Annotated in this window: 15 protein-coding genes and 1 pseudogene; 12 read left to right on the forward strand and 4 right to left on the reverse strand. The window is 70.0% G+C overall.

Going from position 1 to position 13,873, the window contains the following annotated elements; translation table 11 throughout:
- Positions 1-26 precede the first annotated feature (26 nt).
- The 4 genes from nth to DEIMA_RS17000 are packed head-to-tail and all read left to right on the forward strand — an operon-like array spanning position 27 to position 3,314.
- Positions 27-701: an endonuclease III gene (gene nth / locus DEIMA_RS12255; protein ID WP_013557581.1), complete on the forward strand. Its 675-nt coding sequence runs from the start codon at positions 27-29 to the stop codon at positions 699-701.
- Between the two features lie 8 nt (positions 702-709).
- Positions 710-1,924 carry an MFS transporter gene (locus DEIMA_RS12260; RefSeq protein ID WP_043816716.1) on the forward strand — a complete coding sequence of 405 codons (1,215 nt, stop codon included), beginning with the start codon at positions 710-712 and terminating at the stop codon, positions 1,922-1,924.
- 19 nt (positions 1,925-1,943) lie between these two features.
- Complete coding sequence (locus DEIMA_RS12265) at positions 1,944-2,663, forward strand: zinc ribbon domain-containing protein (protein ID WP_013557583.1); 720 nt, start codon at positions 1,944-1,946, stop codon at positions 2,661-2,663.
- A 3-nt stretch (positions 2,664-2,666) separates the two neighbouring features.
- Positions 2,667-3,314 (forward strand): class I SAM-dependent methyltransferase, encoded by a 648-nt coding sequence (locus tag DEIMA_RS17000; protein ID WP_013557584.1) that lies wholly within the window; start codon positions 2,667-2,669, stop codon positions 3,312-3,314.
- Positions 3,315-3,355: 41 nt separating this feature from the next.
- Here the strand turns inward: DEIMA_RS17000 and DEIMA_RS12275 are convergent, their stop codons facing one another.
- Positions 3,356-4,717 (reverse strand): hypothetical protein, encoded by a 1,362-nt coding sequence (locus DEIMA_RS12275; RefSeq protein ID WP_043816718.1) that lies wholly within the window; start codon positions 4,715-4,717, stop codon positions 3,356-3,358.
- A 115-nt stretch (positions 4,718-4,832) separates the two neighbouring features.
- Between DEIMA_RS12275 and DEIMA_RS12280 the strand changes: the two genes are divergently transcribed.
- Positions 4,833-5,255 (forward strand): hypothetical protein, encoded by a 423-nt coding sequence (locus tag DEIMA_RS12280; RefSeq protein WP_013557586.1) that lies wholly within the window; start codon positions 4,833-4,835, stop codon positions 5,253-5,255.
- Between the two features lie 256 nt (positions 5,256-5,511).
- A complete protein-coding gene (locus DEIMA_RS12285) occupies positions 5,512-6,162 on the forward strand; it encodes a hypothetical protein (RefSeq protein ID WP_013557587.1) in 651 nt (216 codons plus the stop codon).
- 42 nt (positions 6,163-6,204) lie between these two features.
- Here the strand turns inward: DEIMA_RS12285 and DEIMA_RS12290 are convergent, their stop codons facing one another.
- The gene (locus DEIMA_RS12290; RefSeq protein ID WP_013557588.1) at positions 6,205-6,552 is read right to left on the reverse strand and encodes a carboxymuconolactone decarboxylase family protein; all 348 of its coding nucleotides are present in this window, start codon (positions 6,550-6,552) and stop codon (positions 6,205-6,207) included.
- Positions 6,553-6,612: 60 nt separating this feature from the next.
- On the opposite strand from DEIMA_RS12290, the gene DEIMA_RS12295 reads away from it, so the two are divergent.
- Positions 6,613-7,200, forward strand: a complete 588-nt coding sequence (locus DEIMA_RS12295; protein ID WP_043816719.1) for a GNAT family N-acetyltransferase — start codon at positions 6,613-6,615, stop codon at positions 7,198-7,200.
- Positions 7,201-8,019: 819 nt separating this feature from the next.
- Here the strand turns inward: DEIMA_RS12295 and DEIMA_RS18910 are convergent.
- Positions 8,020-8,703 (reverse strand): annotated as a pseudogene (locus DEIMA_RS18910) (phytoene desaturase family protein); the annotation flags it as partial.
- A gap of 118 nt (positions 8,704-8,821) precedes the next feature.
- Between DEIMA_RS18910 and DEIMA_RS12305 the strand changes: the two are divergent.
- Both DEIMA_RS12305 and DEIMA_RS12310 read left to right on the forward strand, forming a co-directional pair.
- Positions 8,822-9,328, forward strand: a complete 507-nt coding sequence (locus DEIMA_RS12305) for a hypothetical protein (protein WP_013557590.1) — start codon at positions 8,822-8,824, stop codon at positions 9,326-9,328.
- 135 nt (positions 9,329-9,463) lie between these two features.
- Entirely contained in the window at positions 9,464-9,649 is a 186-nt protein-coding gene (locus tag DEIMA_RS12310; RefSeq protein WP_013557591.1) for a DUF1540 domain-containing protein, read from the forward strand.
- 24 nt (positions 9,650-9,673) lie between these two features.
- On the opposite strand, the gene pdxR is transcribed toward DEIMA_RS12310, so the two are convergent.
- Positions 9,674-11,176: a MocR-like pyridoxine biosynthesis transcription factor PdxR gene (gene pdxR / locus DEIMA_RS12315; RefSeq protein ID WP_013557592.1), complete on the reverse strand. Its 1,503-nt coding sequence runs from the start codon at positions 11,174-11,176 to the stop codon at positions 9,674-9,676.
- A 104-nt stretch (positions 11,177-11,280) separates the two neighbouring features.
- Here pdxR and DEIMA_RS12320 point away from each other — a divergent pair, with 104 nt between their 5' ends.
- The 3 genes from DEIMA_RS12320 (at position 11,281) to DEIMA_RS12330 (ending at position 13,873) form a co-directional block, all read left to right on the forward strand.
- Positions 11,281-11,919, forward strand: coding sequence for a pyridoxamine 5'-phosphate oxidase family protein (locus DEIMA_RS12320; RefSeq protein WP_013557593.1), 639 nt, complete (start codon positions 11,281-11,283; stop codon positions 11,917-11,919).
- Positions 11,916-13,154, forward strand: a complete 1,239-nt coding sequence (locus DEIMA_RS12325; RefSeq protein ID WP_013557594.1) for an aspartate aminotransferase family protein — start codon at positions 11,916-11,918, stop codon at positions 13,152-13,154. The genes DEIMA_RS12320 and DEIMA_RS12325 overlap by 4 nt, the downstream gene beginning before the upstream one ends.
- Positions 13,155-13,249: 95 nt before the next feature.
- Complete coding sequence (locus DEIMA_RS12330) at positions 13,250-13,873, forward strand: HAD-IA family hydrolase (protein WP_013557595.1); 624 nt, start codon at positions 13,250-13,252, stop codon at positions 13,871-13,873.

The following is a 13,873-nucleotide window of genomic DNA, read 5'->3' on the forward strand; positions in this document are numbered from 1 at the left end:
CGAACGGGCGTTATGCTGTCCCGGCCATGACGTCCCGTTCCCCTGCACCTCGCGTGCCGCCCGCCTTGCGTCAGCGTGCCACTGAGGTGCTCGCCCGTCTGCAGGACCTCTACCCGGATGCCCGTACGGAGCTGGCGTTCCGGAATCCTTTTGAGTTGCTGGTCGCCACGGTTCTGAGTGCGCAGGCGACGGACAAGAGCGTGAACGCGGCGACCCCGGCCCTGTTTGCCGCGTACCCGGATGCGTTCGCGCTCGCCGCAGCACGCGTGGAGGATGTGGAGGGGTTCATCCGTACGATTGGCCTGTACCGCAACAAGGCGCGGAATCTGGTGGCGCTCGCGGGGCTGCTGGTGGAGCGCCATGGTGGAGACGTCCCGAATGATTTTGATGCAGTGGTGGCACTGCCGGGTGCGGGCCGCAAGACGGCGAACGTCGTGTTGAGTAATGCGTTCGGGTTTCCGGCGATTGCGGTGGATACGCACGTGGGTCGCCTGGCGCGGCGTCTGGGGTTCACGGCGGAGACGAATCCTGACAAGGTGGAGGTGCAGTTGCAGCGCCTGTTCCCGCGGGAGCAGTGGGTGTTTCTGCATCACGCGCTGATTCTGCATGGGCGGCGGGTGTGTCTGGCGCGGCGTCCGGTGTGCAGTGCCTGCGCGCTCGCGGCGGTGTGCCCGCAGGTGGGTGTGGAGGTGAGTACGTGACCGCCGGTATGTCGTGGCGGTTCACGCGACCGGTGTGGTTGTTTCTGGCGGGGTCATTTTCGTTCGGGCTGGCGCAGGCGTTCAATGCGTTGTTCCTGAATTTTTACCTGCGGGCGTTGGGGTTGGGCGCGGAGTGGCAGGGGTTCGTCAATGCTCTGCCGGCGTTGACGTTGGTGGTGGCGGGCATCCCGGCGGCATCGCTGGCGCGGCGCATTTCGAATGCGCGGACGTTGCAGATCGGGGCGGCGCTGGGGGTGGTGGGGACGGCGTTGCTGGCGTGCGCGAATGGTGCGGGCCTCGCGGTGGCAGGGGGACTTGTGCAGGGTGTCGGCGCGGCGTTTCTGGTGGTGTCGAGCGCGCCGTTCATGGCGAACCACAGTGATGAGGCGTCGCGCGTGACGATGTTCAGTGCGCAGAGTGCGCTGATGACCGGGGCGGGGTTTCTGGGGAACCTGCTGGGGGGGCGCGTGCCGACGTGGGCGGCGAGCGTGCTGGGTGGCGGCGCGCATGACCTGCGGGCGCTGCGGGTGGCGATTATTGCGTCGGCGGTGATGCAGTTGCTGGGGTTGCTGCCGTTGTTGCGGTTGCGTCCGAGTGGGCGGCCACGGAAGGCGCTGCAGGGGCGGACGCTGGCGGTGCGGGACCGCGCGCAGATGTTCCGCCTGGTGTTCCCGAACGTGCTGGTGGGGTTGGGGGCGGGCGCGACGATTCCGTTCCTGAATGTGTTCATTGAGGGGAAATTCCAGGTGAGTTACGCGAGCCTGGGGACGCTGTTCGCGTGGACGAGTCTGGCGACGGCAGTGACGGCGTTGGTGCAGCCGTGGCTGGTGCGGCGCCTGGGGCAGATTCGCGCGGTGCTGGTCGTGCAGGCGAGCAGCCTGCCGTTCCTGGCGTTGCTGGGGTTCGCGCCGGAGTTGTGGATGGTGTCGGTGGCGCTGTTCACGCGGGGCGCGCTGATGAACGCGGCGGGGCCGGTGTACAGCGCGTATGCGATGGACACGTTGCATGAGGGGGACCGGAATGCGTACAGCGCCGTGAACACGATTGCGTGGGATTTGGGGTGGGCGCTGAGCAGCCTCGCGTCGGGGGTGGTGCGCGCGCATCTGCCGTTTGGGTCGGCGTTCACGGTGCTGTTCACGGTGACGCTGCTGATGTATGCGGGGTCGGTGCTGGCGATTTACGTGGGGTTGTACCGTCGGGCGCGCGCCGTTCGGTCTGCGTGATCGGGGTACACTGGGCACGATGACTCAGAGCGGCCCCCTCGAACGCCTGTACCGTGTGCAGCAGTTGGACCTTGAACTCGACCGGTTGCAGGGTGAAGAAGCCGGCATTCCTGATGCGCTGCGGGATGCGCGCGCAGAGCAGGAACGCATCAACAACGCCCTCGAAGATGCCGAGATCGAACTGGAGCGCGTGGAGCGGCAGGTGCGTCAGACGGAACTGGATCTCGGTACGACCCGGGAGCAGGTTGAGCGTAACCGCGCGGAGCAGGAGAAGAACGCCTTCAACGCGAAGGTGCAGTCGCAGTACGAGAACCTGATTCAGCAGTTGTCGGAGCGCGTCACGGATTACGAGGAGACGCTCGCGCCGCTGTACGAGCGGCGCGAAACGCTCACGGGCACCGCAGCGGGCCTGCGCGGCGAGCACCGCGCGCTGCGTCCGCACCTGGGCGGTCTGGAGGAGCAGGACGAGGCGCGCGTGGGTGCGTTGCGCGCCGAGGCGGACAAGATCCGCGCGGAACGCGACGCGATCGCGGCGGAGATTGACCGCCGCCTCGTGAAGGAGTATGACCTGATCCGCAAGGCGAAGAAGGGCCTGGGTATCGTGCCGTTCACGGGCGGGCGCTGCCAGGGCTGCAACGTGAACCTGCCGGTGAACGTGCAGCAGCGTGCGGCGCAGGGGAAACTCCCGGCGGTGAAGTGCCCGTCGTGCGGGCGGTTCCTGATCAAACTGAGTGCCTGACCCGTGCGGGACCCGGCGGACGTGTGGCGCGCCTGGGCGGAGGTCTGGCCGGCGCGCCGCGCGGAACGCACGGGCGCGCCGGATGACGCGATCCTCTCGTTTGCGCGCACCCACCTTCCGGTGGGTGCGCGCGTGCTGGATGCCGGGTGCGGCGACGGGACGTACGCGGCAGCCCTGCACGCCCGGGGACTGGACGTGCAGGGCGTGGACTTGAGTGAGGCGCTGCTCGTTCAGGCGCGTGCGCGGTTCCCGGAAGTGCCGTTCGTCCGCGCGGCCCTGGAGGCGCTTCCCTTCCCCGACGGGGCATTCGGGGGGGCGTTGTGCCTGACGGCGCTGGAATGGGTCGCGGGCCCGCTGGCCGCGCTGCGGGAACTGGCGCGCGTGACGCGTGGCCCTGTGGTGTTGGGGGTGCTGGGCGCGGGGAACCGCACGCGCGCGCTGCACCTTGCGCGGCTGTACGCGGAGGCGTCACCGATGAACGGGCTCACGCCGTTCGAGGTGGCGTGGCTGCTGGAGCGTGAGGGGTGGACGGTGACCGCGGAAGCGGGCGTGACCCGCGAGGGACCGTGCCCGCCGGGCCGCGCAAGTATGGCCGAGGCGATGGTGTACCTCTGGGCGGCGTGGCCGCCGGGTCACCCTGCCACCCCATGAGCAGGAGGGCGCGCGTGCAGCGCGCCCTCCTGCTCTCCGGTTCAGTCGACCTGGACGCCGGCGGCGCGGAGTTCTTCGCGCTGCTGATCGAAGCCGGGGCGGCCCATCAGCGCGTACGTGAGGACCTTGCCGAGTTCCACGCCGGGCTGGTCGAAGGCGTTGATGCCGAGCAGCTCGCCCACCACGGCCGTCTGCAGCATCAGGAACTGCAGGAGGTGCCCGAGTTGCTCAGCGTCGATGCGTTCCAGGCTGAGGGTGTAGTTCATCTGCCCGGCCTGCGCGAGCGCGTGCGCCGTCGCGACGAGTTCCGCGTTCATCAGGCGGCCGTACGGAGCGTCCGCGAGGTAGTTCATTTCCGGCTCGTTCGGCTCCGCGTTCGGGATGCGCGCGTCACGGTCGGGCGCGTCCACGCGGACGAACACCACGAGTTTGTCGCTCGGGCCCTCGCGGTACAGCTGCACCTGCGAGTGCTGGTCGGTCGTGCCGACGGCCTTCACCGGCGTCGTGCCGGTGTGCCCGCCGCCCGGCTTGTGCTTCCCGAGGCTCTCCGCCCACAGCTGCGCGAACCAGTCGCTGAGGTAGCGCAGGCGCGTGCTGTACGGCATGAACACCAGGATGTTGCGGCCCGCCTCGCCCGCCAGCCAGTTCACCAGGGCCGTCTGCAGGATCGCGTTGTCGTGCGCACCCGCGCGGAACGCTTCGTTCGCGCGGCGCGCGCCCCGCAGCAGCGCCTCGACGTCCACGCCGCCGAGCGCGGCGGGGAGCAGGCCCACGGCGGACAGCACGCTGAAGCGCCCGCCGACGTTCGGCGGCACCGGCAACGTCGCGTACCCTTCGCGCTGCGCGAGGGGCCGCAGGATGCCCTTCTGCGGATCGGTCGTGGCGATGATCTGCCGCGCGTACCCCTCACCGACGTGCTGCTGCAGCCACGCCTTGCACGTCAGGTACGCGGCCATCGTTTCGGTGGTGGTTCCACTCTTGGAAATGACGTTCACGAGCGTGCGGGCGGGGTCCAGTACCTCCAGCAGCCCCGTGATGACGTCCCCGTCGACGTTGTCAATGAAGTGCACGCGCAGGGCGGGCCGCTCGCGCATCAGGTTGTGGTAGGGGTGCTGCAGGGCCGTGAGGACCGTCAGGCCACCCAGGCTGCTCCCGCCGATCCCGAGCACCACCAGATCGTCGAACTCCCCCGCGTACTGCGCGGCGAGCGCCTGCACTTCGCCCAGCACCTCGCCGTCCGGCAGGTCGATCCAGCCGAGGTACGGGTCCTGCCCGCTCGCGTGGCGCTGCAGGATCGCGTCGCGGGCCGCCTCAAGGCGGGACGCGTGCTGTTCGAGGGCGTTCGGCCAGTCCAGACCGGCGGTGCCGACGCCGTCGCTTGTGACGTTCTTCAGGTTCACCATGCGCCGAGTGTACGTCACACACGAACTCCCTGGGGGCAACATGAGAGGTCCATACACTGCCGCTGAACAGCTTCTGGCTGACCTCACGTGTACCATTCGGCTCAGGAGGTCTCTCATGAAAAAAACCCTGATGCTTCTGGCGCTCGCTGTGACCAGCGCCGCGGGCGCACAAGCCCTCACGTTCAACCTCGCCGGGAACTTCGGCAGCACCGTTGGCGTGAACGTCGGCGTGACCGCCCGCAACCTCGCGAACCTCAGTGGCTACAGCATCGACGGTCGCCTGTCTGCCGACCTGCTCGGCAGCGCCCGCCTGAACGCGGACGCCCTCGTGAACTTTGACGCCGGTCAGCTCGGCGTGTACGTCGGCCCCGGCGTTTCACTTGGCTTCTTCGGGAACAGCGTCACCGTGAACCCTGCTCTCACTGCGGGTGTGAACGTCCCCCTGGACGGCCAGTTCGGGCTGTTCGGTGAAGCGACCTACCGGTTCCTGAACAACGGTGGATTTGCCGGTCGCGTTGGCGTCACGTACAACTTCTGACCACACGCAACGGTGCGGGCGAGGCACAACCTCGCCCGCACCGTTGCATGCTGTTCAGCAGTTTCAAGGTCCAAAAATCCAGGCTTTATCATGAGAAGTCTGACGCAGTCTTTTGAACCCCGCTTCTGAGGAGGCGTTGAAGTGCGGGCGGAACGCTCTTCCCAGCGAAACCTGATTGAGCACTCCTCATGAAATAAAGACGTTCGTGGGGTTTCTGAGGAGCCTTCCTCATCTTTGGTCGCCATCTTGGTGAGGTATGAAGAAGACCCTGATGACCCTCGTTCTTGCTGGCGCCGCCACGGCCGCCGCGCAAACCTCCAACTTCCAGCTTGGCCTGACCGGCGGTTTTTCCGGCGGCCTCGGCGGCGAAGTCAGCGTCCACGCGCCCAACCTCTTCAACGGGCTGGGGCTGCGTGCCACCACCGCTTACACCGGCGTTGATGCCTTCAACGACCAATCAACGGCCTTCGCCGCCATTGGTTACCCCACCTTCGCCGCTTACAAGACGGGCACCAACAGCACGGAAAGCGGCAGCAACACCACGGTCGGCGTGGACGTAACCTATGGCCTGGGCACCCTGGCGCAGAACACCACGGCCACGCTGTACGCCGGCCCGCGCTACAACATGTTCCGCGGCACGATCACCACCCCTGGCGCCACGACCACCACGTCGGATTACACCACCAACCAGTTCGGTCTGGGCGCGGGCGTCCTGCTGGACTACGGCATTGACCGCAACCTCAGCCTGCTTGGCGACCTGGGCTTCGACCAGTTCTTTGCGGCGCCCATCACCAGCAACGGCGTGACCACGCAGCCCGGCACCGACGCCTACCGCGCCGACGACAACCTGGTGAACCAGCCCGGCAGCGTCTTCAAGTTCAAGGTCGGGATCGGTTACCGCTTCTAACCTCTATGAAAGGCGGCCTCTGCTCTGTGCAGGGGCCTTTTCTTATTCCGTCATGTCCTGCAGGTGCGCGAGGGCCGCGACGACGCGGGGGAAGCCGAGGTACGGGATACACAGCAGGAGCGTCTCGCGGATGTCCTGGTCGGTGGCACCTGCGCGGCGGGCGCCGCGCAGGTGCGTGCGGAGTTCGGGGGGGCTGCCGAGGGAGGTGAGCAGCGCGCAGGCGATGAGTTCCTTGGTTTTCAGGTCGAGGCCGGGGCGGTCGTAGATGGTGTCGTACGCGAAGTCGCGGATGTACGTGGCGAGGTCCGGGTCGAGGCGCGCGAGGCGTTCGAGGATGCGGTCGTGCTGGTCGCCGAAGATGGTGTGGCGGGCGTTGGGAGTATCGGTCATGAGGTTCAGGGTACGCTGGTCTGCGCATGCCGCGAGCGGTGGGAGGCTTTACCCTGACGCATGTCGATTCCTGCGGTGTTGAGTGGTGATCGGGTGGTGTTGTCGAAGTTGCGGCGGGAGGACGTGCCGGTGTTCGCGCCGCATTTCCAGAATCTGGAGTTGACGTCGTACCTGCGGGGCGCGGGGGTGGCGTTCAGCCTGGAGGATGAACTGGCGTGGTTCGAGAGTGTGAGCCGCGTGCAGGAGCGCTCGGTGACGCTGGGGGTGTATGAGCGCGGGACGGGGCGCGTGGTGGGTGTCGTGGATCTGCGGGACGTGGATCACCGGCAGGGCACGGCGGAGTTGGGGGTGTGCGTGTTCGATCCGGCGGATTGGGGGTCGGGGTTCGGGTCGGAGGCGACGCGGTTGATGGTGGAGTACGGGGTGTTTCACCTGGGGCTGCAGAACGTGATGTTGCGGGTGTATGCGTTCAATACGCGCGCGATTCGCAGTTACGAGAAGGTGGGATTCCGGACGTTTGGCCGGCGTTCGGGGGCGGTGCGGCTGGGCGCGGAGCGGTTCGATCTGGTGTTCATGGAGGTGACGGCGGACCGGGTGGATACGTCGGCGTTGCGGGCGCAGTTGCGGCTGCTGCCGCCGGTGGAGTAGGGGCGGCGTGAGGCCGCGCTGGGCGGGGAGTGGTGCGGCTCCCCGCCCGGCGCGTGCGGCTCCCCGCCCGGCGCAGCTTCGTGTGGCTTCAGTGGCCGTAGGTGTCGGTGAGGGCGGTGAGGGCGGCGAGGTGGCCGCCCATGCCGTGGACGCCGCCGCCGGGGGGGTGCTGGCGCTGCAGAGGTACACGCCGGGCAGGGGGGTGCGGTATGGGGTGGGTGAGAAGACGGGCCGGGCGAGGGTCTGCCAGAGGGTGTTGAGGCCGCCGGCGACGTCGCCGCCGAGGAGGTTGCGGTTGTCGGCCTGCGCTTGGGTGGGGGTGGTGACGGTGCGGGCGAGGATGACGTCGCGGAAGCCGGGCGCGAACCGTTCGATTTGTGCTTCGAGGTTCGGGAGGAGGTGGGGGTCGCTGCCGTTGGGGACGTGGCCGTACACCCAGGCGGTGTGCTGGCCGTGGGGGGCGCGGGTGGGGTCGAAGGGGGTGTGCTGGGCGAGGAGGAGGTAGGGGCGGTGTGGGGCGTGGTGGGGGGCGGCGGCTTCGCTGGTGACGACGTCGGCGAGGGGGCCGGCGACGTGGACGGTGCCGGCGCGGCGAGCGCGGGGGTCGCGCCACGGGATGGGTTCGCTGAGGGCGTAGTCGACTTTGTAGATGCCGGGGCCGAAGCGGTAGCGGCGGAGCCGGACAGCGTAGGGGGCGGGCAGGGTGTCGCCGGCGAGGCGCAGGAGTTCGGGGGGGGTGACGTTGAGGAGTTTGAGGTCCGCGTCGAGTTCGCGGAGGTGGTTGATGGGGGTGCTCAGGTGGATGCGTCCGCCGAGGTGCTGGAGGTACGCGATGAGGACGTCGGTAAGGGTGCCGGCGCCGCCGCGCGGGAAGGGCCAGCCGACGGCGTGGGCGGTGAGGGCGAGCATGAGGCCGTAGGCGCTGCTGCCGGGCGTGCTGAGGGGGAGGTTGGCGTGGGCGCTGAGGCCGGCGAACAGGGCGCGGGCGCGGGGGGTGCGGAAGGCGGCGCGGGCGAGCAGTTCGGCGGGGGGCAGGCCGAGCAGGCCGAAGCGGGCGAGGGCGAAGGGGTGCGGGGGGAGGCGCAGGAGGGGGTGGAGGGTGGCGTCGAACAGGGCGTCGGCGTGGTCGACGAGGGGTTGCAGGAGTCGGCGGTAGGCGGGGCCGTCTGGGCCGAGTTCGTCGGCGGTGGCGTCGACGCTGCGGTGGAGGATGACGGCGTCGTCGTCGAGGGGGTGTGCGACGGGGTGGTCGGGGTGGACCCACTGCAGGCCGTAGCGTTCGAGGGGGAGGGTGCGGAAGAAGGGGCTGGCGAGGGCGAGGGGGTGGATGGCGGAGCCGACGTCGTGGGTGAAGCCGGGGAGGGTGAGGGGGGCGCTGCGGAGGGCGCCGCCGGGGTGGGGGGCGGCTTCGTACACGTCGACGCGCAGGCCGGCGCGGGCGAGCGTGATGGCGGCGGCAAGGCCGTTGGGGCCGGAGCCGACGATGGCGGCGCGGTGGGTCATGCGTGCATTACATCGGGTGGGGGGGTGGGGGTGGTAGTGGGCGTTTCTCCATGCATGGGGTGGGGAAAGGTGCCTGCGTCCCTTGCGGGGGCAAACCTGATCGGTATAGTTGGTTTTGATGGACGCCCTGCTGCAGACCCCGCTGCCCTCCCCCACCGATGAGGTTTCCGTTCGTGCGCACGCCTTGGCGGCGGAGGCCGTACTGGCTCTGAGCCTGGACCGTCCGGCGGTGCGGGTGTCGAGCGTGTCGGTGCGCGGGCAGGGCGGCGTGGTGTACGCGAGCCGCGTGCTGCCGGAAGCGGCGCGCCTGAACCGCGCGTTGCTGGAGGAGGACGCGTTGGTGCGCGTGGCGGGCGCGGCGGCGCGCGAACTGCAGGGGCTCACGCCCGGGTCGCTGGCAGACGCGGAAGACTGGCTGCGCCGCACGCTGAACGCCGATGAGGCGCAGGAGGTGTCCGCGTACGCGCGCGTGCTGCTGGCGCGTGCGCGCGGTGTGCTGCGCGCGCAGTGGACGGAAGTGTCGGTGGTGGCGCTGGGGTTGCAGGCGCATGGGACGCTGGACGCGCAGGAGGTCCGGCACCGCGTGCAGTGCGCGCGGGGCATTCGGGGCGCGTTGCTGAATTAACCCGGGTGGTTCTCATGCGGGGGTGTGCGCGTCGGGGCGCGCGCTTAAGGAAGCCTGCGGGCGGCCTTCACCTTGCAGCGGCCCTCACGCTTGGGGCGTGGAGGGTCGTGGAGCATGGCGGCAAGGAGGTCCATCATGACGCAGCAAGACACCAGCATCGTTGGCGTGTGCGAGGCCCAGGACTGCCGTTTCAACCAGGAGCGCCGTTGCCACGCGGGGCAGATCGAGGTGAGCTTCTCAGGGACGCAGGCAGCGTGCATGACGTACAGCCCGTCCGGTGACGCGCAGGGCACCGGCGAGCAGCCGCAGCAACGTCAGTAACTCACGAGGAGGGGGCAGCCTGGGTCAGGCTGCCCCCTCCTCGTCGCGCAGGGCCATGATGACGCTGCGCAGGGTGCGCGCGGCGTGCTGCGCGTCGGCGTGGGTGAGTGAGCCGTACCCGAGCAGGAGCGCCTGGTGCTCGCTCGGCTCGGCGTAGTAACCGCGCAGGGTCTGCACGTGCACGCCGCGCGTGGCGAGGGCAGCAGCCACCCGGTCCGCCCGCAGGGGCGGGGCGAGGTCCAGGCAGGCGTGCAGGCCGGCGTCGAGGCCGCGCAGGGTCGCGTGCGGTTTGAGGGGCAGGAGGGCGTCGCTGAGGGTCTGGCGGACCTGCGCGTAGGTGCGGGCGGTGCGGCGCACGTGACGGTCGAGGTGCCCGCCGGCGATGAAGTGCGCGAGCGCCGCCTGCGTGATGGCGTCACCGCCCGCGTCGGTGACCTGCCGGGCGCGGGTGAGGCGCGCGGCGAGGGGCGGCGCGGCATGGATGAAGGCGGTGCGGACGGCGGGCGTGAGGACCTTGCTGAGCGTGCCGACGTACAGGACGCGGCCGGTGTTGTCGAGGCTGGCGAGCGGGGGGAGCGGGGGCGCGTCGTACCGATATTCGCCGTCGTAGTCGTCTTCGATGATGAGGGCGTCGTGCGCGCGGGCCCAGGCGAGCAGGGCGAGGCGGCGCGGGAGGGCGAGGCGCACGCCGAGCGGGTACTGGTGGCTGGGCGTCACGAAGACCAGGCGGGGCGCGTCGGGACCGACGGGGAGGGTGTCGACGCGCAGGCCGTCGTCATCGACGGCGATGGGCAGGATGCGCGCGCCCGCTTCGGCGAGGGCGGTGCGTGCGAGGCGGTACCCGGGGTCCTCGAAGGCGACGGTCGCGCTCGGCGGCAGGAGGGCGCGCGCGATGAGCGTGATGGCCTGCGCGCTGCCGTTCGTGAGGATCAGGTCGTCCGGGTGGGCGCTGAGGGCGCGGGCGCGGCCAATGAACGTGGCGAGGGCGGCGCGCAGCGCGGGGTCGCCGCGCGGGTCGCCGTAGTCGTCGGGTGGGGCGGCGCGGGTGGCGTGCGTCCAGGCGGCGCGCCATGCGTGGGTGTCGAGCGTGCGGGTGGTGGGCTGCCCAAGGCGCAGGTGCACCCCGCCGGGCGTGGCGGGCGGGTCCACCGGGGCGGGGATGAGTGGCGGGAGCCAGGTGGGCGGCGCGGCGCGCACGGGGGTGGGCGCGCCGGGGGGGAGGTCCCGGGCGACGCGGGTGCCGCTGCCATGCTGCGCTTCGAGGTAGCCCTCGGTGAGGAGGTGCGCGTAGGCGTCGAGGGGGACGCCGCGGGAGACGCCGAGGTCGCGGGCGAGGGCGCGGGAGCTGGGGAGGGGCGTGCCGGGGGGGAGGCGGCCGTCGCGGATGGCGGCGCGCAGGTACGCGGCGATCTGCTGCGGGAGCGACTCGGGCGCCTCCCGGTCGAGGGGGATGGTGAACGGGAGGGCCGCGCGCGCGGCAAGTGGCCTGCGCGCTTTGGCTTCGAGTGGTGCTGGTGTCCGGGCCACTTCCTCCGTAGCGTACCAGCATGCGCACCACGGTCACGCGCGAGCGGCCGCTCACCCAGGCCCTCACACGCTCGACGGCGGACGCCCCTTCAGGAGGAACACCCATGACGTACTACGACCCGAACGTGCGGGACGCCAGCTTGAGCCGCCGCCCGCAGAACCGCCGCGACGCCGCCTGGATCCGCGCGCTGCTGGAGCGCGTTCCGGTGTGCCGCGTCGCGACGCGCTGGGAGGACTGGCCGTTCGTGCACCCCACGTCGTTCGTGTACCGCGCGGCCACGCACGACGTCATCTACCACTCGAACATCGCCGGGCGGCTCCGCGCGAACACCGACCGGCACGAACGCGTGTGCCTGGAGGCGTCCGAAGTGGGCGCGCTGCTGCCCAGCAACGACCCCCTGGAGCTGAGCATGCAGTACCGCAGCGTCATGGTGTTCGGCACGGCCCGCGTGCTGGACGACGCGGACGAGGCGCGCGCCGCGCTGGACGCCCTGACGGCGAAGTACTTCCCGGACCTGCGCCCCGGTCAGGAGCTCATGCCGATCAGTGAGGCGGCGTTGGCGCGCACGACCGTGTACGCCCTGAGTGTGGAGCGCTGGAGCGGCAAGGAGAACTGGTCGGCGCAGGCCGTCCAGACATCCGACTGGCCGGCGTTGCCGCCGTCACCGACGCCGCATGACGACGGGTTTAGACTGAAGGGCACGCCGGGCGCGCCCCGCGAGACCAAGGAGGAAACGGCATGACCGTGACGCAAGACAACTGGCTGGAACTCGAAAACACCCTCGACAGCGGCGTGTACAACAAGCACAACGTCGTGATGAGCCGCGCGGAAGGCGCGACCGTCTGGGACACCGAAGGGCGCGCCTACATCGACTGCGTCGCCGGGTACGGCGTCGCGAACGTCGGCCACAGCAACCCCGACGTGGTGAAGGCCGTGCAGGAGCAGGCCGCGCAGCTGATGGTGATGCCGCAGACCGTCCCGAACGACAAACGCGCGCAGTTCCTGCGTGATCTCGTGGACGTCCTGCCGGGCGACCTGAACCGCGTCTTCCTGTGCAACAGCGGCACCGAGGCCATGGAGGCCGCGAAGAAGTTCGCCATCACCGCGACGGGCCGCAGCAAGTTCGTGAGCATGAAGCGCGGCTTCTCGGGCCGCACCCTGGGCGCGTTGGCGTTCACGTGGGAACCGAAGTACCGCGAGCCGTTCGGCGCCGCCGTCGACAACGAGCACGTGACGTTCGTGACGTACGGCAATATCGAGGAGCTGCGCGCTGCCATCACGGAGGAGACGGCCGCCGTGATCATGGAGCCGGTGCAGGGCGAGGGCGGCGTGCGCCCGGCTGACCCGGAGTTCATCCGCGCGGCGCGTGAATTCACGCGCGAGAAGGGCGCCCTGCTGATCCTCGACGAGATTCAGACGGGCTTCTGCCGCACCGGGAAGATGTTCGCGTCGGAGCACAGCGGCGTCGTGCCGGACGGCATGACCCTCGCGAAGGGCATGGCGGGCGGCGTGCCCATCGGCGCGTTCGCGATGAGCGAGGACGTCGCGAACAAGATGCCCAAGGGTGGGCACGGCACGACGTTCGGCGGGAACCCGCTCAGCATGGCGGCGGGCATCGCGGCCATCGGGTTCATGCGGCGCGAGCGCCTGTGGGAGCAGGCGGCGGAGAAGGGCGCGTACTTCATGGAGAAGCTGCGCGCGATCCAGTCGCCGAAGATCCGCGAGGTGCGCGGCCTGGGCCTGATGATCGGCGTGGAACTCAAGGAGAAGAGCGCGCCGTACATCACGGCGCTGGAGCATGACGAGGGCGTGCTGACGCTGCAGGCGACGCCGCTGGTCGTGCGGTTCCTGCCGCCGCTCACGATCAGCAAGGCGCAGATCGACGAGGTCGTCGCGGCGTTCGAGCGGGTGCTCACGAACGTGAACCCGCGCGAGGAACGCCTCGCGCAGCTCAAGGAAGACAAGCAGAGCGAGTAACGCCTGAGGGGCAGGGGGCGCGGGGTTCCGCGCCCCCTGCCTTTGGTCCGGGCGGGGCTGTGCGCGCCGTTTTGCCGGCTGGGGTAGCATCGCGCATGACCATTCGCGTGATCTTCTGGGATATCGGCGGGGTGCTGCTCACGAACGGCTGGGACCGGGAGCAGCGCGCGCGCGTCGTCGAGCAGTTCGGGCTGGACGCCGAGACGTTCGACGCGCGGCACCGCCTGATCGCGCCGGAACTGGAAGCGGGCCGCGTGACGCTCGACGACTACCTCGCGCAGACGGTGTTCGGCGGCGGCGCGGCGCCGTGCAGCGCGGACGCGTTCCGCGCGGCGATGTTCGCGCAGAGCCAGCCGCACGCGGACACGCTCACGCTCGCGCGGGCCCTGGCGGGCGCGGGGGCGCGGATGTACGCCCTGAACAACGAGTCGCGGGAGCTGAACGCGCACCGCATCGGGACGTTCGCGCTGGACGCGTTCCTGCTGGGGTTCTTCAGCAGCTGCTACCTGGGCCTCACGAAGCCGGGCCTGTCGATCTTCCGGGTGGCGCTGGACCTGGCGCACGTCCGCGCGGACGAAGCGGTCATGATCGATGACCGCGCGCAGAACATCGAGGCGGCGCGCACGGTGGGCCTGCACGGCATCGTGCACACGGGCGCGGACGCGACGCTGGCGGCGCTGCGGACGCTGGGAGTTCCGGCGGCACTGGCGCTACCCTGA

Origin of the sequence: Deinococcus maricopensis DSM 21211, assembly GCF_000186385.1 — a bacterium.
In the GTDB taxonomy this organism is placed as follows: domain Bacteria; phylum Deinococcota; class Deinococci; order Deinococcales; family Deinococcaceae; genus Deinococcus_B; species Deinococcus_B maricopensis.

Excerpts from the sequence above, each read along its gene's own strand:
- nth (WP_013557581.1), top strand. The coding sequence starts at position 27 with ATGACGTCCCGTTCCCCTGCACCTCGCGTGCCGCCCGCCTTGCGTCAG.
- DEIMA_RS12260 (WP_043816716.1), top strand. The coding sequence starts at position 710 with ATGTCGTGGCGGTTCACGCGACCGGTGTGGTTGTTTCTGGCGGGGTCA.
- DEIMA_RS12265 (WP_013557583.1), top strand. The coding sequence starts at position 1,944 with ATGACTCAGAGCGGCCCCCTCGAACGCCTGTACCGTGTGCAGCAGTTG.
- DEIMA_RS12275 (WP_043816718.1), bottom strand. The coding sequence starts at position 4,717 with ATGGTGAACCTGAAGAACGTCACAAGCGACGGCGTCGGCACCGCCGGT.
- DEIMA_RS12280 (WP_013557586.1), top strand. The coding sequence starts at position 4,833 with ATGAAAAAAACCCTGATGCTTCTGGCGCTCGCTGTGACCAGCGCCGCG.
- DEIMA_RS12285 (WP_013557587.1), top strand. The coding sequence starts at position 5,512 with ATGAAGAAGACCCTGATGACCCTCGTTCTTGCTGGCGCCGCCACGGCC.
- DEIMA_RS12290 (WP_013557588.1), bottom strand. The coding sequence starts at position 6,552 with ATGACCGATACTCCCAACGCCCGCCACACCATCTTCGGCGACCAGCAC.
- DEIMA_RS12295 (WP_043816719.1), top strand. The coding sequence starts at position 6,613 with ATGTCGATTCCTGCGGTGTTGAGTGGTGATCGGGTGGTGTTGTCGAAG.
- DEIMA_RS12305 (WP_013557590.1), top strand. The coding sequence starts at position 8,822 with ATGGACGCCCTGCTGCAGACCCCGCTGCCCTCCCCCACCGATGAGGTT.
- DEIMA_RS12310 (WP_013557591.1), top strand. The coding sequence starts at position 9,464 with ATGACGCAGCAAGACACCAGCATCGTTGGCGTGTGCGAGGCCCAGGAC.
- DEIMA_RS12320 (WP_013557593.1), top strand. The coding sequence starts at position 11,281 with ATGACGTACTACGACCCGAACGTGCGGGACGCCAGCTTGAGCCGCCGC.
- DEIMA_RS12325 (WP_013557594.1), top strand. The coding sequence starts at position 11,916 with ATGACCGTGACGCAAGACAACTGGCTGGAACTCGAAAACACCCTCGAC.
- DEIMA_RS12330 (WP_013557595.1), top strand. The coding sequence starts at position 13,250 with ATGACCATTCGCGTGATCTTCTGGGATATCGGCGGGGTGCTGCTCACG.